The sequence below is a fragment of the Achromobacter sp. MFA1 R4 genome, from assembly GCF_900156745.1.
GTDB lineage: Bacteria > Pseudomonadota > Gammaproteobacteria > Burkholderiales > Burkholderiaceae_B > Achromobacter.
The window spans coordinates 3,138,928-3,157,331 of sequence record NZ_LT707065.1 but is presented as its reverse complement, the minus strand read 5'-3'; the positions used below and the strand labels follow the sequence as shown (position 1 = coordinate 3,157,331).

The 18,404-nt window shown below is 64.9% G+C and carries 20 protein-coding genes and 4 tRNA genes; 16 read left to right on the top strand and 8 right to left on the bottom strand.

Annotation, left to right across the window (positions count from 1 at the left end; translation table 11 throughout):
* Positions 1-131 precede the first annotated feature (131 nt).
* The 3 genes from BXA00_RS14300 to hrcA are packed head-to-tail and all read right to left on the bottom strand — an operon-like array spanning position 132 to position 2,523.
* A complete protein-coding gene (locus BXA00_RS14300; protein WP_076519081.1) occupies positions 132-368 on the bottom strand; it encodes a hypothetical protein in 237 nt (78 codons plus the stop codon).
* Positions 358-1,473, bottom strand: a complete 1,116-nt coding sequence (gene hemH, locus BXA00_RS14295) for a ferrochelatase (protein ID WP_076519080.1) — start codon at positions 1,471-1,473, stop codon at positions 358-360. The genes BXA00_RS14300 and hemH overlap by 11 nt, the downstream gene beginning before the upstream one ends.
* A gap of 45 nt (positions 1,474-1,518) precedes the next feature.
* A complete protein-coding gene (gene hrcA, locus BXA00_RS14290) occupies positions 1,519-2,523 on the bottom strand; it encodes a heat-inducible transcriptional repressor HrcA (RefSeq protein WP_076519079.1) in 1,005 nt (334 codons plus the stop codon).
* 142 nt (positions 2,524-2,665) lie between these two features.
* Here hrcA and BXA00_RS14285 point away from each other — a divergent pair, with 142 nt between their 5' ends.
* Positions 2,666-3,565 (top strand): NAD kinase, encoded by a 900-nt coding sequence (locus BXA00_RS14285; protein ID WP_076519078.1) that lies wholly within the window; start codon positions 2,666-2,668, stop codon positions 3,563-3,565.
* A gap of 12 nt (positions 3,566-3,577) precedes the next feature.
* Positions 3,578-5,239, top strand: a complete 1,662-nt coding sequence (gene recN, locus BXA00_RS14280) for a DNA repair protein RecN (protein WP_076521956.1) — start codon at positions 3,578-3,580, stop codon at positions 5,237-5,239.
* Positions 5,240-5,377: 138 nt separating this feature from the next.
* On the opposite strand, the gene fur is transcribed toward recN, so the two are convergent.
* Positions 5,378-5,797, bottom strand: coding sequence for a ferric iron uptake transcriptional regulator (gene fur / locus BXA00_RS14275; RefSeq protein ID WP_056321269.1), 420 nt, complete (start codon positions 5,795-5,797; stop codon positions 5,378-5,380).
* 154 nt (positions 5,798-5,951) lie between these two features.
* Between fur and BXA00_RS14270 the strand changes: the two genes are divergently transcribed.
* Both BXA00_RS14270 and dapB read left to right on the top strand, forming a co-directional pair.
* A complete protein-coding gene (locus BXA00_RS14270) occupies positions 5,952-6,488 on the top strand; it encodes an outer membrane protein assembly factor BamE (RefSeq protein ID WP_076519077.1) in 537 nt (178 codons plus the stop codon).
* A gap of 15 nt (positions 6,489-6,503) precedes the next feature.
* Positions 6,504-7,295 carry a 4-hydroxy-tetrahydrodipicolinate reductase gene (dapB, locus tag BXA00_RS14265; protein WP_076519076.1) on the top strand — a complete coding sequence of 264 codons (792 nt, stop codon included), beginning with the start codon at positions 6,504-6,506 and terminating at the stop codon, positions 7,293-7,295.
* A 57-nt stretch (positions 7,296-7,352) separates the two neighbouring features.
* On the opposite strand, the gene murB is transcribed toward dapB, so the two are convergent.
* Positions 7,353-8,411 (bottom strand): UDP-N-acetylmuramate dehydrogenase, encoded by a 1,059-nt coding sequence (murB, locus tag BXA00_RS14260; protein ID WP_076519075.1) that lies wholly within the window; start codon positions 8,409-8,411, stop codon positions 7,353-7,355.
* Between the two features lie 205 nt (positions 8,412-8,616).
* Between murB and BXA00_RS14255 the strand changes: the two genes are divergently transcribed.
* From BXA00_RS14255 to BXA00_RS14230, 6 genes are all read left to right on the top strand, one after another.
* Positions 8,617-8,692: transfer RNA gene (locus BXA00_RS14255), tRNA-Gly, on the top strand.
* Positions 8,693-8,938: 246 nt separating this feature from the next.
* Positions 8,939-9,014: transfer RNA gene (locus BXA00_RS14250), tRNA-Gly, on the top strand.
* Positions 9,015-9,141: 127 nt separating this feature from the next.
* Positions 9,142-9,217: transfer RNA gene (locus BXA00_RS14245), tRNA-Gly, on the top strand.
* 55 nt (positions 9,218-9,272) lie between these two features.
* A tRNA-Cys gene (locus BXA00_RS14240) sits at positions 9,273-9,346 on the top strand.
* 103 nt (positions 9,347-9,449) lie between these two features.
* Positions 9,450-9,788 carry a hypothetical protein gene (locus BXA00_RS14235; protein WP_076519074.1) on the top strand — a complete coding sequence of 113 codons (339 nt, stop codon included), beginning with the start codon at positions 9,450-9,452 and terminating at the stop codon, positions 9,786-9,788.
* Positions 9,789-9,790: 2 nt separating this feature from the next.
* Positions 9,791-10,390: a DUF2946 family protein gene (locus tag BXA00_RS14230; RefSeq protein WP_076519073.1), complete on the top strand. Its 600-nt coding sequence runs from the start codon at positions 9,791-9,793 to the stop codon at positions 10,388-10,390.
* Positions 10,391-10,472: 82 nt separating this feature from the next.
* On the opposite strand, the gene BXA00_RS14225 is transcribed toward BXA00_RS14230, so the two are convergent.
* Positions 10,473-10,874, bottom strand: coding sequence for a DoxX family protein (locus BXA00_RS14225; RefSeq protein WP_076519072.1), 402 nt, complete (start codon positions 10,872-10,874; stop codon positions 10,473-10,475).
* A gap of 131 nt (positions 10,875-11,005) precedes the next feature.
* Between BXA00_RS14225 and BXA00_RS14220 the strand changes: the two genes are divergently transcribed.
* Genes BXA00_RS14220 through BXA00_RS14200 form a run of 5 tightly spaced genes read left to right on the top strand, consistent with a single transcriptional unit; the run spans position 11,006 to position 15,193 of the window.
* Positions 11,006-11,938: a LysR family transcriptional regulator gene (locus tag BXA00_RS14220; protein WP_076519071.1), complete on the top strand. Its 933-nt coding sequence runs from the start codon at positions 11,006-11,008 to the stop codon at positions 11,936-11,938.
* A 10-nt stretch (positions 11,939-11,948) separates the two neighbouring features.
* Positions 11,949-12,530: an NUDIX hydrolase gene (locus BXA00_RS14215; protein ID WP_076519070.1), complete on the top strand. Its 582-nt coding sequence runs from the start codon at positions 11,949-11,951 to the stop codon at positions 12,528-12,530.
* Complete coding sequence (aat, locus tag BXA00_RS14210; RefSeq protein ID WP_076519069.1) at positions 12,527-13,297, top strand: leucyl/phenylalanyl-tRNA--protein transferase; 771 nt, start codon at positions 12,527-12,529, stop codon at positions 13,295-13,297. Before BXA00_RS14215 ends, aat begins: the two co-directional genes overlap by 4 nt.
* A gap of 55 nt (positions 13,298-13,352) precedes the next feature.
* Positions 13,353-14,090, top strand: a complete 738-nt coding sequence (locus tag BXA00_RS14205; protein WP_076519068.1) for an arginyltransferase — start codon at positions 13,353-13,355, stop codon at positions 14,088-14,090.
* Between the two features lie 59 nt (positions 14,091-14,149).
* Positions 14,150-15,193: a quinone-dependent dihydroorotate dehydrogenase gene (locus tag BXA00_RS14200; protein ID WP_076519067.1), complete on the top strand. Its 1,044-nt coding sequence runs from the start codon at positions 14,150-14,152 to the stop codon at positions 15,191-15,193.
* 182 nt (positions 15,194-15,375) lie between these two features.
* Here BXA00_RS14200 and phaP read toward each other — a convergent pair whose 3' ends face one another.
* Positions 15,376-15,954: a TIGR01841 family phasin gene (phaP, locus tag BXA00_RS14195; RefSeq protein ID WP_076519066.1), complete on the bottom strand. Its 579-nt coding sequence runs from the start codon at positions 15,952-15,954 to the stop codon at positions 15,376-15,378.
* A gap of 379 nt (positions 15,955-16,333) precedes the next feature.
* On the opposite strand from phaP, the gene BXA00_RS14190 reads away from it, so the two are divergent.
* Entirely contained in the window at positions 16,334-17,311 is a 978-nt protein-coding gene (locus tag BXA00_RS14190; RefSeq protein ID WP_076519065.1) for a tripartite tricarboxylate transporter substrate binding protein BugD, read from the top strand.
* Between the two features lie 102 nt (positions 17,312-17,413).
* On the opposite strand, the gene BXA00_RS14185 is transcribed toward BXA00_RS14190, so the two are convergent.
* Positions 17,414-18,277, bottom strand: a complete 864-nt coding sequence (locus BXA00_RS14185; RefSeq protein ID WP_076521955.1) for an IclR family transcriptional regulator — start codon at positions 18,275-18,277, stop codon at positions 17,414-17,416.
* Between the last annotated feature and the right edge of the window lie 127 nt (positions 18,278-18,404).

The following is an 18,404-nucleotide window of genomic DNA, read 5'->3' as shown; positions in this document are numbered from 1 at the left end:
TCCAAAAAGAATGGCTTTCTCAGACATGAATGGGGGCCAATACCCCTATTTCAAGCCCGGGTAAGTGAAAAATTCCCTCACGGCGGCGGCCAGGGCGCCGCGTGAACGGACCGCCCTGGATTTCGAACCGCTTACTTCTTGCTGGGCTGCGCCGGCGCGACGGGGTCGCTGGCCGGAAAACTTTCCTTCAATGCGCGGTCGACACGCTTGTCATCCGCATCCGGATTGGAGGGAATGGCGACCGGGTCGCTGGCCGGAAAGGTGTCGGCCAGGGCTTCGTCCAGCTCGTGTTCGACGTGGTCTTCTTCGGCCGGGGTGCTTACCTTTCCCTTCTTTTCCGACTTGCCAGTCTTGGGATCATGCTGCATGCGCCTTCTCCTTCAAGTCAGTGGTGCCTGGAACCCATCCCTGCAAGTGCCGTGCCACCAAGCCGGACAGGCCGGCGATCCAGGCCTCGTCGTCGTTGATGGCCGGGATGTAACGGAACTGCCTGCCCCCCGCCTCGAGGAAGGCGTCGCGGCATTCCAGGCTGATTTCTTCCAGGGTTTCAAGACAGTCTGCCACAAATCCCGGGCACACCACATCGACCTCGGTGACGCCCGAGGCGGCCAGCGCCTTGAGCGTCGGCTCGGTGTAGGGCTCCAGCCAGCGGGCGGTGCCGAACCGGCTCTGGAACGTCACTTCGATCTGGTCGCGCGGCAGGGACAGGCGCTGCGTCAAGAGCCGGGCCGTCTCCAGGCAATCGCGGTAGTAGGGGTCGCCAAGCTCGATCGAATAGCGCGGCAGGCCGTGAAAACTCATGACCAGCTTCTGGGGCTTGCCGTGCTCCAGCCAGTACCGCTCGATGCGCGCGGCCAGCGGGTCCAGGTAGGCCGGATCGTCGTGGAAGCGCTTGATGAAGCGCATCTCGGGCTGGTCGCGCAGCCTGCCCGCATGGCGGGTGACCGCATCGACCACCGTGGCGGTGGTGCTGGCGGCGTACTGCGGATACAGCGGCACGGTGAGGATGCTCTCGCAGCCCTGCTTGCGCAGGGCCGAGATGGCATCGGGGATGGAGGGATTGCCGTAGCGCATGCCCAGTTCGACCACGGCGTCCACGCCCGCGGCGTGCAAAGCGGCGCGCACGCCGTCCGCCTGCCGCTTGCTGTAGACCATCAGGGGCGAGCCCTCCTGCATCCAGATGCCGGCATAGCGCGGCTCCAGCCGCTTGGGACGGCGGACCAGCACGATGCCGTGCAGGATGGGCTTCCAGAGGTAGCGCGGGATCTCGATGACGCGGGGATCGGAAAGAAATTCACCGAGGTACTTGCGGATGTCCTTGGCCGTCGGGGTGTCCGGCGTGCCCAGGTTCACCAGCAGCACGCCGACCTTGCCCGGCACGCGCGGCGGCGGATCTTCGTTGAAGGGGTCTTCTTGCTGGGGTTCAGGAAGGTAGCGCTCAGGCCAGAGATACTTGAACAGGCGAAGAAACACAAAAACTCCCGTTCCTCCGCAAGGAGGATGTAGCTTTGAATGGAACTACTGATTGTGGCTGAGGGCGTTGGACAGCAAGCGCGCCGTGATGTCCACGATGGGAATGACGCGTTCGTAGGCCATGCGGGTCGGCCCGATCACGCCCAGGGTGCCCACCACCTTGCCATCCACGCCGTAGGGCGCGGTGATGACGGAGACGTCCTCCATGGGCACGAGCTGCGAATCGCCGCCAATGTAGATCTGCACGCCCTGCGCCCGGCTGGACACGTCCAGCAACTGCAGCAGATCGGTCTTTTTCTCGAACAGCGAGAACATCTTGCGCAACCGGTCCATGTCGGACGCGATGTCGGTCACGTCCAGCAGCTTGCGTTCGCCCGAAATGACCACGGCATCGCCGTCTTCGGCGGCTTCGGCGCTGGCCTCGACGGCGGCCTGCATCAGGCGGGAGATGTCTTCGCGCAGTTGGGCCAGTTCGGTCGACAGCGTCTGCCGGACGGCATTGAAGGACTTGCCGGCGAAATGCATGTTGAAGAAGTTGCCGGCCTCGAGCAGCTCGGATTCGGAGTAATCGCGCTGCACGAAAAGAATGCGGTTCTGGACGTCGCCGTCGGGCGTCACGATGATGAGCAGGACGCGCTTGTCCGACAGGCGAATGAATTCGATCTGGCGAAAGACCTGCGCGCGCTTGGGCGTGAGCACCACGCCCGCGAACTGGGTCAGGTTCGACAGCAGCGCCGCGGCCGCGTTGACGGCGCGGGTGGGCTCGGCCGCCGAGAGCATTTCGCCCATGTTGTGCGGCTGCAGCTGGTACGACTGCACCGACAGCAGCGAATCGACGAACATGCGGTAGCCGCGCGGCGTGGGTACGCGGCCCGCCGAGGTGTGCGGACTATGGATCAGCCCCAGCTCTTCCAGGTCCGCCATGACGTTGCGGATGGTGGCCGGGGACAAATCGAAGACTTTAGATAGCGTCCGCGAGCCGACTGGCTGCCCATCGGCGATGTAGCGTTCTATCAACGCTTTCAGTAATGCGCGTGCGCGGTCATCCATAACGGCTATTTTAGGGAATCTTTTCCAATTGAGGCGATTTTTGTCCCGCAACCCGATATACGGCCCCATATAATCGGCTAACCGGCTCATTTCGGGCTGGATTCGGCTTTCCGGTTTCGCCCTTCTCACTTTTGACGCAGCCATGCATTTTCCTATCGTCGCCCTGATCGGCAGATACCAGGACACCGGCCTGGATACACCGCTGAGAGCGCTTGCGCACGCGCTCACGCAGGCGGGCCGGCAGGTGCTGATCGACGCGGACACGGCGCGCAACACCGGGCTGACCGAATACCCCATCGCCACGCTCGAAGAAATCGGCAAGACCGCCTCGCTCGCCGTCGTGATGGGCGGCGACGGCACGGTGCTGGGCGCCAGCCGCCACCTCGCGCCTTACGGCATGCCGCTGGTGGGCATCAACCACGGGCGGCTGGGCTTCATCACCGACATCGCCCTGCAGGACGCGCACGCCGCGCTTGCCCGCGTGCTGGAAGGCAGCTTCCAGATCGAAGACCGCATGCTGCTCGAAGGCAGCGTCTGGCGCGGCGACCAGAAAATGTATTCCGCGTCGGCCCTGAACGACGTGGTCCTGAATCGCGCGGGACGCGGGGGCATGATCGAGGTGCGGGTCGAGCTGGACGGCGCCTTCATGTACACGCAGCGCGCCGACGGCCTGATCATCGCCACCCCCACCGGGTCCACCGCCTATGCGCTGTCGGCCAACGGGCCCATCCTGCACCCCGGCATGAACGCCCTGGTGCTGGTGCCGGTGGCGCCGCAAACACTGTCGAACCGCCCCATCGTCATTCCGGACACGGGCGTGCTGAACATGACCCTCACGGCCATGGGCCGCGTCGAAGTCGGCGCCAGCGTGCACTTCGACATGCAGACCTGGTCCGACCTGCAACCGGGCGACCGCATCGTCGTGCAGCGCGCGCCCTATACCATCCGCTTCGTGCATCCCGAAGGCTACAGCTTCTTCTCCACCCTGCGCCGCAAGCTGCACTGGAACCTGATGCCCGAAGCCTCCGACAACGTAGAGTAGTTGGCGCCCCCCATGCTGCGCACCCTGCACATCCGAGACTTCGTCATCGTCGAACAGACCGAGATCCACTTCGGTCCCGGCTTCACCGTCTTTTCCGGCGAAACCGGCGCGGGCAAATCCATCCTGGTGGATGCGCTGGCGCTCACGCTGGGCGAACGCGGCGACGCCAGCATGCTGCGCGAAGGCGCGGCCCGTGCCGACATCACCGCGGTGTTCGACACGCCCAAGGCGCTGCATGCCTGGCTGGCCGAGCGTGAAATCGACGCCGACGAAGAACTCTCGCTGCGGCGCGTCATCGACGCGCAGGGCCGCAGCCGCGCCTATATCAACGGCACCCCCGCCACCGTCGCGCAATTGCGCGAACTCGGCGACAGCCTGGTCGACATCCACGGACAGCACGCGCACCAGAGCCTGATGCGCCCCGACGCCCAACGCGACCTGCTGGACGCCCACGGCGGCCATGCCGAGCTTCGCCACGCCGTGGGTCAGGCCTGGAAGCAGTGGCGCGCCCTGGCGCGGCAACTGGAGTCCGCCGAAAAAGACGCCGAGAGCCTGGCCTCCGACCGCGAGCGCCTGCAATGGCAGGTCGATGAACTCGACCAACTGAACCTCGGGCCGGACGAATGGGAAGCCCTGCAATCCGAACACACGCGGCTTTCCCACTCGCAGTCGCTGCTCGACGGCGCTTCGCAGATCCTCGAAGCGCTCGATGGCGAAGGCGACTCCGCCCATCACCGCCTGACGGCGGCCAACCAGCGCATCCAGCAGATGTTGCGGCACGATCCGGGCCTGAAGGGCGTCCAGGACGAACTTGAATCGGCCCGCATCGCCATCAGCGAAGCCGTGTCGGACCTGAACAACTACGTCAGCCGCGTCGAACTGGACCCCAAGCGGCTCGCCGACGTGGAAGCGCGGCTGGGACTCGTCTTCGAAACCGCCCGCAAGTTCCGCGTCGAACCCGACGCGCTGTGCGACCTGCGCGAATCGCTGCATTCGGAGCTTGCCGCCCTGCAGGCCGCCGGGGACATCGACGCCCTGCGCGCCCAGGCGGCCGCGGCACAGGCGCAGTACGACACGGCCGCCGCCAAGCTCAGCACGGCGCGCCGCAAGATCGCCAAGGACCTCGCCAAGCAGGTCACGCAGGCCATGCAGACGCTGGCGATGCAGGGTGGCCGCTTCGAGCCCACCCTTGCGCCTTCCGCCCCTTCCGCGCATGGCAGCGAACAGGTTGAATTCCTGGTGGCCGGCCATGCCGGCACCACGCCGCGCCCGCTGGCCAAGGTGGCGTCAGGCGGCGAACTGTCGCGGATTTCGCTCGCGTTGTCGGTCATCGCCAGCCGTGCGGCGCGCGTCCCGACGCTGATCTTCGACGAAGTCGACAGCGGCGTGGGCGGCGCGGTCGCCGAAGCCGTCGGCAAGCTGCTGCGTGAACTGGGCGAGCGCCATCAGGTGCTGTGCGTCACCCACCTGCCCCAGGTCGCGGCTTGCGCCAACAACCAGTTCCTGGTCAGCAAGACCGAATCGCGCGGCACCACGCGTTCCAGCATCGAAGAACTGGACCCGTCCGCCCGCGTCGAAGAGATCGCGCGGATGCTGGGCGGCATGACGCTCACCGCCACCACGCGCGAACATGCGCGCGAAATGCTGGAAGGTTTCGGACAGGCGGCGTCTTAAGCCGCGCCCGCCCAGGAAGCTGCGCGCGCCCGATCCCCCCTGTCTGCGGACAACAAAAAGCCCCTTCTCTATGAAGGGGCTTTTGCGCTTGGCGGGGCCGTGGTCCAAGGGCCCGGCCTTCCGCTTGCCGATCCGGGTTCAACGACCCTTCAGGCAGCTTCCGCAAATGCCATACAGCACCATTGCGTGGCTTTCCAGCGCAAAGGCGTTGTCCTTGGCAATCTTCTGCTGGCGCTTTTCGATCTCGGGATCCGAGAACTCGACGACCTTGCCGCAGTTGGTGCAGATCAGGTGATCATGGTGGTCGCCGTCGTTCAGTTCGAAAACGGCCTTGCCGCTGTCGAACTGGCTGCGCGCCAGGATGCCGGCCTGCTCGAACTGCGTCAGCACGCGGTAAACGGTTGCCAGGCCGATTTCGACGTTTTCGCCGATCAGGGCGCGATAGACGTCTTCGGCGCTCAGGTGACGCTCACCGGATTTGCGGAAAATATCAAGAATCTTCAGGCGAGGAAAAGTCGCCTTCAAACCCATGTTTTTCAGTTCGCTTTGGTCGCTCATGGTGTAATCGCTCTCCGTCCGCGTTGGCATGGGCAAGGACAGGGGTCACCGCAAGACGGCTCGCCGAATTCATGCCGCCACGCGGAACTATCCTTATGAAACCTTTATGATAACGGTTTTGCTTGCTTCCAAATAATAGGGGCGCGTAGTGTCCATGTTTGCACGTATTCCCTCCCGCACGCTGAAGACCAGTTTGGCCATCGCCGCCCTGGCCGTTGCCCTGGCCGGCTGCACCTCGACCAAATGGGGCTTCCCGTACAAGGCCCCCGTCCAGCAGGGCAACTGGATCACGCAGGAGCAGGTTGCGCTGCTTCAGCCCGGCATGACCCGCGAGCAAGTCCGCTTCGCCCTTGGCAGTCCCACGCTCACCAGCGTGCTGCACGCCAACCGCTGGGACTACCCGTACTACTTCAAGCCCGGCTACGGCGACGCGCAGGAGCGCAAGTTCACCGTCTGGTTCGAAAACGACCGGCTCGTGCGATGGGAAGGCGACAAGCAGCCCGACCTGCAGCCCTACCAGATCAACACCCCGGACGCCGTCGCCGACGAAAAGACCGACCTGCGCCTGGACCAGGACGAAGCCCGCATGAAGCAAGAGCAGGACGAGCAAAAGCGGGACGCCGATGCGCCCGTCAGTCCGATCAACCAATACCCCGGCCAGCCCGGCAATGCGCCCGAGCCGCTGCTCTGACACCAAGGATTTCTTATGCGTATTGCTATTGCCGGCGCCAACGGCCGCATGGGCCAGATGTTGATCGAAGCCGTCCTGAAGGCCGACGGCCTGGAACTGGCCGTCGCGCTGGACGTCCCGGGCTCCAGCGCGGTCGGGCGCGATGCCGGCGCCACGCTGGGCAAGCAGACGGGCGTGGCCATCACCGACGACCTGGATGCGCTGGCGGGCGCCGATTGCCTGATCGATTTCACCCGTCCCGAGGGCACGCTCAAGCATCTGCAGGCCTGCGTCAAGCACGGCGTGAAGGCCGTCATCGGCACCACCGGCTTTGACGACAATGGCCGCGCCGCGATCGAAGTGGCCGCCCAGAAGACGGCCATCGTGTTTGCCCCGAACATGAGCGTGGGCGTCAACGCCACGCTCAAGCTGCTGGACATGGCGGCCCGCATCCTGAACTCGGGCTACGACGTCGAAGTCTTCGAAGCCCACCACCGCAACAAGGTGGATGCGCCTTCGGGCACCGCGCTGAAGATGGGTGAAACCATCGCGTCCGCATGGGAAGTCGCGCTGCCTGACGTGGCCACCTGGAGCCGCCATGGCGACACCGGCGTGCGCAAGCCCGGCACCATCGGCTTTTCGGTGCTGCGCGGCGGCGATATCGTCGGCGACCACACCGTCTCGTTCTGCGGCATCGGCGAGCGCATCGAGATCACGCACAAGTCGTCCAGCCGCGCGACCTACGCGGAAGGCGCGCTGCGCGCGGCGCGCTTCCTCGAAGGCAAGCACAACGGGCTCTACGACATGCAGTCCGTGCTGGGACTCTGATCCTGGCGCAAAAAAAACAGGACCCACGCAGGGTCCTGTTTTTTTTGGGCCGGCGAATCAGACCACTACGGGTTCCGGTTCGAGTTTCACGCCGTAGCGCTCGGCCACGGCACCCTGCACGGCGCGCGCCAGCCCCATGATGTCGACAGCGGTCGCGCCGCCCCGATTGACCAGCACCAGCGCCTGGCGGTCATGCACGCCCGCCGCGCCCAACGCCCGGCCCTTCCAGCCGCACTGGTCGATCAGCCAGCCCGCCGCCAGCTTATAGCGGCCGTCTGGCTGCGCGTACGACACCAGACCCGGAAAACGCCCCGCCAGCGCATCGCGTTGCGCGGCCGGGACGATGGGATTCTTGAAGAAGCTGCCCGCGTTGCCGGTGACTGCCGGGTCCGGCAGCTTGGCGCGACGGATCTCGCAGACCGCGTCGAACACGTCGCGGGCGGTTGGCGATGCGCCCGACAGCCGCGCATGGCGCTGCAGGTCGGGATACGCCAGCATGGGACGCCATGGCCGCGGCAGGGAAAAACGCACGCGCACGATGACCCAACGCCCGGGCTCGTCATGCTTGAACGCGCTATCCCGATAAGCGAAACGGCAATCGGCCGCCTGCATGTCGACATAGCGCCCTTCGCGCACATCCCAAGCCGTCAGGCTGTGAAAGCGCTCCTGCAGTTCGACGCCATAGGCGCCGATGTTCTGCACGGGCGCGGCGCCCACGGTGCCGGGAATCAAGGCCAGGTTTTCCAGGCCATCCCACCCTTGCGCCACGCACGCCGACACGAAGCCATGCCAGCTCTCCCCGCCCGCGGCTTCGACCAGCCACGCTTGCGGTCCGGCCTCCAACAGGCGCACGCCCTGGAACGCCACGCGCGCAACCAGGCCCGGCACGCGCTCGGGCAACACCAGATTGCTGCCGCCGCCCAGCACCAGCAGCGAACGCGCCTGGCTTGCCAACGCGGACAGGGCAGGCAGTTGCGCGGGGTCGCGCAGCGTGACGAATGCGTCGGCCCGGGATGCCAGCCCCAGCGTATTCAGCCCGGTGAGGTCCTGCACGGCCGGTGACAAAGCCTCGGGCGCGTCGGAATCGGGCGCGAGCCCCGCGAAGGAATTTGACATGGATGCTACGAGGTGTGCTATAGTTGCGGTCTTCGCTCAGTTTACTTGATTGAGTGCTTGACCCGAACCAAAGCCGGCAAGACAGGCTTTAAATCAAGCTCAGGACAAGCTCAAAAAATCGTGCTAGACTGCGCGCCTTCTGATCGATAACCAAGTTGATCAGAGTGAATAAGAAATGCGGTTCTGAGCAGTTTACGGAACCAATGCGGGAGTAGCTCAGTTGGTAGAGCGCAACCTTGCCAAGGTTGAGGTCGCGAGTTCGAGACTCGTCTCCCGCTCCAAATTCAGCGCTGCAGCGTTTTTTGATTCTGCAGTGCATTGAGACAAGGGCCGAAAGGCCCTTTTTTCATGTGTGAATTTCATGCCAGAAAGCCAGCCAGGTCCGCGCAAGCGCCCGGCTTGATGGATGAAAAAAGTAATGTATACTCTCGCCTCGCTGATTGGGCAGCCGCCCGAATCGACGACGAATCCGCAAGGCATTCGCCAGATTCAACGGTCAATCAGCAATGCGGGACGCGGTGCAAATCGCGGGAGTAGCTCAGTTGGTAGAGCGCAACCTTGCCAAGGTTGAGGTCGCGAGTTCGAGACTCGTCTCCCGCTCCAATTTCGGTCTGAATGCGTTCGGTCTGAATGCGAAGCCCCGAAAAGCATGTATAATCGCTGTCTTTGGTGAACAGCCCTGTTGGCAAAACAGGTTTTCATCAACGGTACAGCAGATAGCAGTACCTCCGCGGGAGTAGCTCAGTTGGTAGAGCGCAACCTTGCCAAGGTTGAGGTCGCGAGTTCGAGACTCGTCTCCCGCTCCAAATACAAAGAGGAAGCAACGGCCAACACCGCGCTTCCTTTTTTCTTGCAAGTGCTGGCGCAATGGCAGAGTGGTTATGCAGCGGATTGCAAATCCGTGTACGTCGGTTCGATTCCGGCTTGCGCCTCCAGCATCTTTTCTTCCCCCTCCCCCAGCATCTCGTTACCCATCACTACGCCCGGTCAGCCGGATGATTGCTATGGTGACCCCGTTTTCATTTGAACGATGAGTCCATGCATAACATCCCGGTTTCGCAGCCGCGCGCGAGCCATCGCGCCTCTTTCCTGACCCTGTCCGCCGCCGCGCTGATTGCATTGGCGCCGGTTGCCGCCGAGGCGGGCGACCGGCACCATCATCACCATCGCCATAAAGGCGGGGAGTACAAGGAAAAGTACTGGGATGGCGCCTGTAAGGTCGAGCGCAAATGGAAGCGCAACGGCGACTACAGCGAAAAGCGCAAGTGCCGCGACGGCTATGCTTATGGTTACGCGCCGCAGCCCGTGGCGGTGCCCGTGATGCCGGCAGCGCCCGCCATCGTCATCAACCCGCCCCCGATCATCATTCGCCCCTGACCATGGACCAATCGGTGAAAGACGCCCTCGCCCGCTGGCCGAACGTGCCGGCGGTGTACGGCTGGCTGTCGCTCGATGCGCGCGGACGCTGGCGCCTGCATCCGCAGGGCCTGGCAAACGAAGGCGCGCCGGGCGAACCGATCACCAACACGCAGATCCTGGATTTCATCAGCCGCAATTACGACCACGATGATTCAGGCCGCTGGTTTTTCCAGAACGGCCCGCAACGGGTCTACGTACGGCTGGACGCGGCGCCTTATGTGCTGCGCCTTGCGGACGACGGCCGCGGACTGGTCACGCATACGAACGCGCGCGTCGCATCGGTCAGCGGCTGGTGGCTTGATGATGAGGGCCGGCTCTACGCGACGACGCCCCTGGGCGCAGGCATCGTGCTGGACCGCGACCTGCAACCGCTGCTGGACAAGATGCGGACGGCAGACGGGGCGCCCCTGCTGGACGCCCTGGCGGCCATGGCGCCTGGCCAGTCGGTCCCTGCGGCGTACGACGATGTCTACGCGGCCGCGCCGCTGGAATCGATCGCGCAGGCGGATATTGCCGGACGGCTGGGCTTTGAGCCGCGCCCGCAGGCCGATCCGACCTGACTGCGTCAGGGCTGCCTGCGAAAGTCCCGATGAGAGATGGCGCATCCGGGCCGCATGCGGCCCGGCGGGCTGATCGTTGCGATCAGCGGCGGCCGCTTTTGACCAGCGCGAACTTGCCGTCGCCCAGCAGCGCCAGCACAGCCGCCGCCACGGTCAGGAAAATGGGGTATTCCCAGCCACCGCCCGGGTTGCCGAAGCCCCAGCCATTGCCGAAGTGGACGGTCGAGGCGACGAAAAGCTGGATCACCGCCACAGCGGCCACCCAGCGTGGCACGACGCCCAGGATCAGCAGGATGCCCGCGGCCACTTCGAAGAACGTGACGGGATAGGCCAGCCATCCGGCAAAGCCGATCTTGCCGAAGAACTGCGCGGTGCCGGGCAGCGTGAAAACGAGCAGCTTGGTCAGGCCATGGGCCAGGAACATCACGCCAAGCGCCACGCGCAGCAGCAGCGCAGCGTAGGGCGCGGTACGGGTATCGATCATTGCAGTCATCCTTGTGCGGAAAAGCGAAGCTCCCGGTACGGGAGAATTCTTCTGGGGCGTATTCTTGCGATTCCAAAAACAAAGATAAACATGCAGAATTGCAAATTATTGTTCCCCGAAAGGAAACAATCTTGGATACCCATACTGCCATGCAGACCTATGCCAAGGTCGTCGAACTGGGCTCATTCGCGGCGGCGGCCGACAAGATGGGCCAGGCGCGTTCCGTGGTCACCCGGCAGATCGCCTACCTGGAACAGAAGTACGGCGTGCGGCTGCTCAACCGCACCACGCGCAAGCTCAGCATGACCGATGCCGGCCGGGCATTCTACGAGCGCGTGCGCCCCATCCTGGCCGAAGTCGCCGACCTGGAGCTGTCGCTGCAGGCCGAGGGCCAGCGGCCCAGCGGCCGGCTGCGGATCAGCGCGCCCGTGTCTTTCGGCATCCTGCACCTGGGCCCGGCCATTGCCGAGTACCTCCTGCGCTATCCCGACGTGGTGATCGACCTGGACCTGAACGACCGCGTGGTCGACCTGGTGGAAGACGGCTACGACGTCGCCGTGCGCATCGGGCCGCTGGTGGATTCGTCGCTCGTGGCCCGTCCCCTGGCACCGCAGCAGTTGCTGGTCTGCGCCGCGCCGTCCTACCTGAAGCAGCACGGCGCGCCCCGCGTGCCCGAAGACCTGAAGCAGCACCGCTGCCTGCACTATGCCTACGCCAGCACGGGCAACGAATGGCACTTCGAAAAAGACGGCGTAACCCACCTGGTGCGCGTGAATGCCGCGCTTCGCGCCAATAACGGCGACGTGCTGCGCACGGCGGCGCTGGCGGGCCACGGCATCATCCTGCAGCCGGAATTCCTGGTGGGCGAGGACATCCGCGCGGGACGCCTCACGGCGCTCCTGACGGACTATGCCCACACGCCCATCTCGATGGTGGCCGTCTACCCGCACCGGCGATTCCTGTCGCCGAAAGTGAGATCCTTCGTCGAACACCTGGAAGCGCGCTTCGGCAGCCCCGCCGCCACGCCGCCCGGCCGGCGCGCCACGCCCCGCCGCAGCCGTTAGAATCGTACCCATGACCGCCAAACCGCCCCTCGAATACTTCCCCGCCCCGCGCCGTTCCCATTTCTGCAGCCAATGCGGCTCGCCGGTAAACCGCCGGGTGCCGGAAGGCGACAACCGCGAGCGCGACATCTGCGATCACTGCGGTGCGATCCATTACCAGAATCCCCGGCTGGTGGTCGGCACCGTACCCGTCTGGGACAACCGCGTGCTGCTTTGCCGCCGCGCGATCGAGCCGCGCTACAACACCTGGACGCTGCCCGCGGGGTTCATGGAGCTGGGCGAGAGCACCGCACAGGGCGCGGCGCGCGAAACGCTGGAGGAATCCGGCGCAAAGATCCAGCTGGGAGAGATCTACACCATCATCGACGTGCCGCAGATCGAACAGGTGCATGTGTTCTACCTGGCGCAGGCGTTGGGTCCCGAGCTGGATCCCGGGCCCGAAAGCCTGGAGGCCCGCTACTACGACGAGGCCGACATTCCCTGGGACGACCTGGCCTTTCGCACCGTCGCGAGCACCCTGCGCCTCTTTTTCGAGGACCGCAAGCGCGGCACCTTCGGTCCTCACCACTACACCCTAGAATCGCACCGTTGAAACTGCCCTGGCTTGCCGCCGACACCCCGTTCCCTCCTGCGGAATTCGCGCTGACGGATCCGGACGGCCTGCTGGCCGCCGGGGCGGACCTGTCCACGGCCCGGCTGACCCAGGCGTACTCCAACGGCATCTTCCCCTGGTACTCGGAAGGCGAGCCCCTCCTGTGGTGGAGCCCGGATCCGCGCATGGTGCTGGCCGTCAAGGATTTCGCGCCGTCCCACTCGTTGCGCAAGCTGCTGCGGCAGATCGCCGCCCGGGAACACGACGCCACCCCGCGCGTGCAGGTGCGGGTCGACACCGCCTTTGCGCGGGTCATGGCCGCCTGCGCCGCGCCGCGCGATGGCCAGCCCGGCACCTGGATCACCGCGGCCATGCAGGAGGCCTACCGGGACTGGCATGCCGCCGGGGTCGTGCACAGCATCGAAACCTGGATCGACGGCGAACTGGCGGGCGGGCTGTATGGAATCAGCCTGGGACGCATGTTCTTCGGCGAATCCATGTTCACGCGCGTGCCCAATGCGTCCAAGCTGGCGCTGGCTTACCTGGTGCGCTACCTGGACGCCCAGGGGGTCGAATGGATCGATTGCCAGCAGCAGACGCGCCACCTGGCCAGCATGGGCGCCCGCCCGCTGCCGCGCGAACGCTTTCTGCGGCACGTGCGCACCGCCACGGCGCAACTGGGCATCCCGTGGTTCCGCGGCACCCTGGACAGCCAGGGCCAGTTGCATCCGGACGCAGCCGGGGACGCGGATTGCAATGCGGGTTAGGCGTTAATATTAGCCATTCCCGTCACGGGCTTGCCGCCGTCATGCGGGATTTCCAATGAGCCAGCTCAAAGAACTTCCCTTCTCCACGCTGCAGTTCTATGCAACCGCCCCCTACCCCTGCAGCTATCTGCCGGGGCGGCAGGCCCGGTCGCAGGTCGCCGCGCCCGGCCATCTGATCAATGCGGGCACGTATTCCCAGTTGGTCGAACAGGGCTTTCGCCGCAGCGGTCTCTTTACCTACCGCCCCCATTGCGACAACTGCCAGGCGTGCATTCCGGTGCGCGTGGATACGGCGGGCTTTGCGCCCAATCGCAGCCAGCGCCGCGCGTGGCGCAACCACCAGCACTTGCAGTCGTTCGTGGCGGAACTGGCCTGGTCTCCCGAGCACTACCGACTGTACACGCGCTACCAGCAGGGACGCCATCCGGGCGGCGGCATGGACGAAGACAGCCGCACGCAATACGCCCAGTTCCTGCTGACCAGCCGCGTCAACACCCGGCTGGTGGAATTCCGCGACCCCGAGGGCGTGCTGGTGATGGTCTCCATCATCGACGTGCTGGACGACGGCCTTTCCTCGGTCTACACGTTCTATGACCCCGATATCGCCGACGGCCTGGGCACCTACAGCATCCTGTGGCAGGTCGAACAATGCCGCGCGCTGAACCTGCCGTGGCTCTACTTGGGCTACTGGATCGCGGAAAGCCGCAAGATGTCCTATAAATCCGCCTTCCGGCCCGCCCAGTTCCTGGTCGACGGCGAATGGCGCGACAACGCGGAGCGCGCGCCCGCCTGATTTCCCCGGCAGCCATGCCGCCGCCAGGGACGGATCAATTCCCTCTACAATTCCGCCCCATGTCTATCCTCTTCCACGCCTATCCCCTGGCCCGCCCGGCGCTGTTCGCCATGGACGCGGAAACCGCCCACGACGTCACTTTGTCCGGCCTGCAGCGCGCCTATGACTGCGGCGCCACGCGCAAGCTCCTGCACGCGCAACCCAAGGCGCCCTGCACGCTGATGGGGATGCAGATGGCCAATCCGATCGGGCTGGCGGCCGGCCTGGACAAGAACGGCGCCTATATCGACGCGCTGGGCAACCTGGGCTTCGGCTTCATCGAAGTCGGCACGGTCACCCCGCGCGCGCAGCCCGGCAATCCGAAACCCCGCATGTTCCGCCTGCCGCGCGCCAATGCGCTGATCAATCGCCTGGGCTTCAACAACCAGGGCCTGGACGCCTTCCTGGCCAACGTGCAGCGCAGTTCATGGCGCCAGCAAGGCGGGATCCTGGGCCTGAACATCGGCAAGAACGCCGATACGCCCATCGAGCGGGCGGCCGACGACTACCTCATCGGCCTGGAAGGGGTGTATCCGCATGCCGACTACGTCACCGTGAACATCTCGTCGCCCAACACCAAGAACCTGCGCGCGCTGCAAAGCGGCGACGAGCTCTCCGCGCTGCTGGGCCAACTGGCCGACAAGCGGCGCGCCCTGGAAGACCGGCACCAGCGCCGCGTCCCCATGGCCGTGAAGATCGCGCCCGACCTGACGCACGAGCAGATCGACGCCATCGCCGAAATCCTGCCGCGGCACGGCATCGACGCGGTCATTGCCACCAACACCACGCTGTCGCGCGATGCGGTGCAGGGGCAGGCCCATGCGGAAGAGGCCGGCGGCCTGTCCGGCGCGCCCGTGCATGAGCTTTCGCTGGCGGTCATTCGCCGCCTGAAGGAAAAGCTGGGAGGCAGCCTTGCCATCATCGGCGTGGGCGGCGTGCTGTCGGGCCGCCAGGCCCGCGAAAAAATGGACGCCGGCGCCGACGCGGTCCAGCTCTACACGGGCCTGATCTACCGCGGGCCCGCGCTGGTGGGCGAGTGCGTGCGCGCCGTGGCGCGCCGCTGACCGGCAGGGGCGCACCGGCGAAACGTCCGGCGCAAGCGCCGGCAAAGGCTCCGGCAGCAGTTCAGGCAAAAGGCTTGGACAAAAAAAAGGGGCCACCCTGTGGGTGGCCCTAATTCCAGCTCTGCTCTGTCACTCAACAGTACTACATTACTGCGATTTGCGCATCACTGCGCGCCAAATACTTAGGCGCTGCGGCGGGTGCGGCTGGCGACCTTGGTGGCGGCATCGGCAGCGTCCGTTGCAGCCTTGAAGGTCGCGTTGGCGGCGGCATTCAGGTTCGACTCGGCGACTTCAGCGGCCTGCTTGGCGGCCTTGGTCATCGAATCGTAGGCGCTGGTCGCGGTGGCCAGCGAGGACTTGATCAGGGCGACGGCGCTTTCGGAGCCGGTCGGGGCGTTCTTGGAGAACTGGTCGACGGCTTCGCTCAACTGCTGCTGGCTTTCGGCGATCTGTTCTTCGGTCAGCTTGACCAGGCTGCCTTGCACACCGGCGACGATGTCGTACACGTGCTTGGTGTAGGCCAGGGCCTTTTCGGCGCCCGGTTGCAGCAGGCCCGTGGCGAACGCGGCGGCTTCCTGCGGATCCTTCACTTCAGCCGCTTGCTGCGACTTCTGGGCGACTTCGTCCAGCGTGGCCTTGACGACCTTCAGGTTCAGCTCGACCAGCTTTTCGAAGCCGGCGAACACGGCCGTCTGGGCGGCCACGATGGTGTTGATGCTGGCCTTTTGACGGTCAAGGACTTGTTGCGGAATAGCGCTCATAGAATGCTCCTCTTAGGGTAGCCGGAGGCTGTCCGGCGAGTAAGGATGGTTGTCTGCGACGAAATAAACGTGCGCGGAAACTGGTACTACAAGCTACCGCCGGCCCGTTTGATGCACTGCACAATTGCCATTCTAGGCCGAGCAAAAAACTTGTCAAGCAGTTTTTGTGCAGCGCAACAACTGTTTGCACTTTTCCGGTGCGCCCGCCCCCCGCGCTTGATCCTGCTCAACGAATTCCCATGACTCGGGAAATACCGGACATGACGCGGTATCAATTCTTTTCTACACTGCTTTCACGCTGATGACAGACAAATACCAATGACATGTCAGCGGTTGATAACTACATCGCAGCAAGCATAAACCTGCAATCGGAGACTTCATGACCCTGATCCCCCGCACGCTTTCGGCCCTGCTCGCGGCCGGCGCCCTGCTCGCGGCCGGCACCGCACACGCGGAATTCCCGGAGCGCCCCATCAACATGGTGGTGCCGTTTGCGGCAGGCGGCCCGACCGACAACGTCGCCCGCTCCCTTGCGGAAGCCATGCGCGCCAGCCTGGGCCAGACGGTCGTGGTCGAAAACAAAGGCGGTGCCGGCGGCACCATCGGCACCACCCAGGTCGCGCGCTCGCAACCGGACGGCTATTCCATCCTTCTGATGCATGCGGGCTTCTCCACCGCGCCCTCGCTCTATAAGAATCCGGGGTACGACCCCTACACCAGCTTCCAGCCGATCGGCCTTGTGGTGGACGTGCCGATGACCATCGTCGCACGCTCCGATTTTCCGCCCAACAACATCGGCGAGCTGGCGGACTACCTCAAAAAGAACAAGGACAAGGTTTCCCTCGCCAACGCCGGCATCGGCGCCGCCAGCCACCTGTGCGGCACCATGCTGGTCGAAGCCCTGGGCGTGCAACTGCTGACGATCCCGTACAAGGGCACGGCGCCCGCCATGAACGACCTGCTCGGCAAGCAGGTGGACCTGATGTGCGACCAGACCACCAACACGACGCAGCAGATCGAAGCCGGCAAGGTGAAGGCCTACGCCGTGACCAGCCTGAAGCGCGTTCCCACGCTGCCCAACCTGCCGACCATGGACGAGTCCGGCTACAAGGGCTTTGAAGTCGGTATCTGGCATGGCATGTGGGTGCCGAAGGGCACGCCCCAGCCCGTCGTGGACAAGCTGGTCAAGAGCCTGCAGGCCGGCCTGGCCGATCCCAAGTTCCAGGATCGCATGAAGCAGCTGGGCGCCACCGTGCTGACCTCCGAAGCCAACCCGCAGGCGCTGGAAGCCAAGGTCAAGCAGCAGGTTCCGCAGTGGGCCGAGCTCTTCAAGAAGGCCGGCATCGAAAAGCAATAAGCGCGGCCTCGGGGCCGTCCGCCACGCGGGCGGCCTCTTGCGACGATCGCCCCAAAGCAGAAGCCCCCTTGCGGGGGCTTCGTTTTTTGGGCTTGCCGTGGACTACGTCCGCATGGCTTCGGCCGCCATGCCCAGGCCGTTGAACCCGGTGGAGACCGAGGGCTCGTAGCCGAGGGCTTCGGAAATGCTGGCGGCCGTGTCGACCAGGGCCTTGATCCAGTCATCCTGCAGGCGTTCGGCGGGAGCCGAGATGGAAAGGCCTGCCACCAGCTTGCCCGTATCGTCGAAGATGCCGGCCGCGATACAGCGCACCCCGAGTTCCAGCTCTTCATTGTCGCGGGCGTAGCCATGACGCCGCACCAGGGCCAGTTCGCGTTCGAGCTTGTCCAGGTCGGTCAGGCTGTTGCGCGTATGGCCGGCAAGGCCCGTGCGCAGCGCGTAGGCGCGCACCTGGCGGGTGTCGCCGGTGGACAGGAACAACTTGCCCGTGGAGGTGAGGTGCAGCGGCGCCCGCCCGCCGATGGCGCGCACCACCTGCATGCCCGAGCGTTCGCTCCAGGCGCGGTCGATGTAGACGATCTCGTCGCCCTGCTGGACCGAAAGATTGATGGTCTGCCCGGTGAGCTTGTGGAGCGAACGCATGGCGGGAATGGCGGCTTCGCGCACATTGAGCCGCCCCTTGACCAGCGAACCCAGTTCCAGCAGACGCATGCCCAGCTGGTAAAGGCCGTTGTCGACCCGTTCGACATAGCGCCCCACCACCAGGTCATTCAAGATGCGATGGGCCGTCGACGCATGCAGGCCGGTGGTCGCGGAGAGTTCCTTGAGCGTGACCGGATCAGGCTGCGCGGCCAGGGCGTCGAGCAGGCGCATTGCGCGTTCGATGACCTGGATGGCGATGGGATGCGCGGAAGCGCCTTCGGTCTCGGCGTCCAGCGGATTACGGGGAGTAGGAAGGCGGGCCATGGAAAATTTGGGCTGGCGCCGCAGCGCCCGGGGTGCGCGTTGCGGCATCGCAGCAAACAGTTCTTTCCCGTATTGTGAAATTTAGCGCGGCGTTTGGCAATCAGAATTTGATTAAAAGGCGCAACCG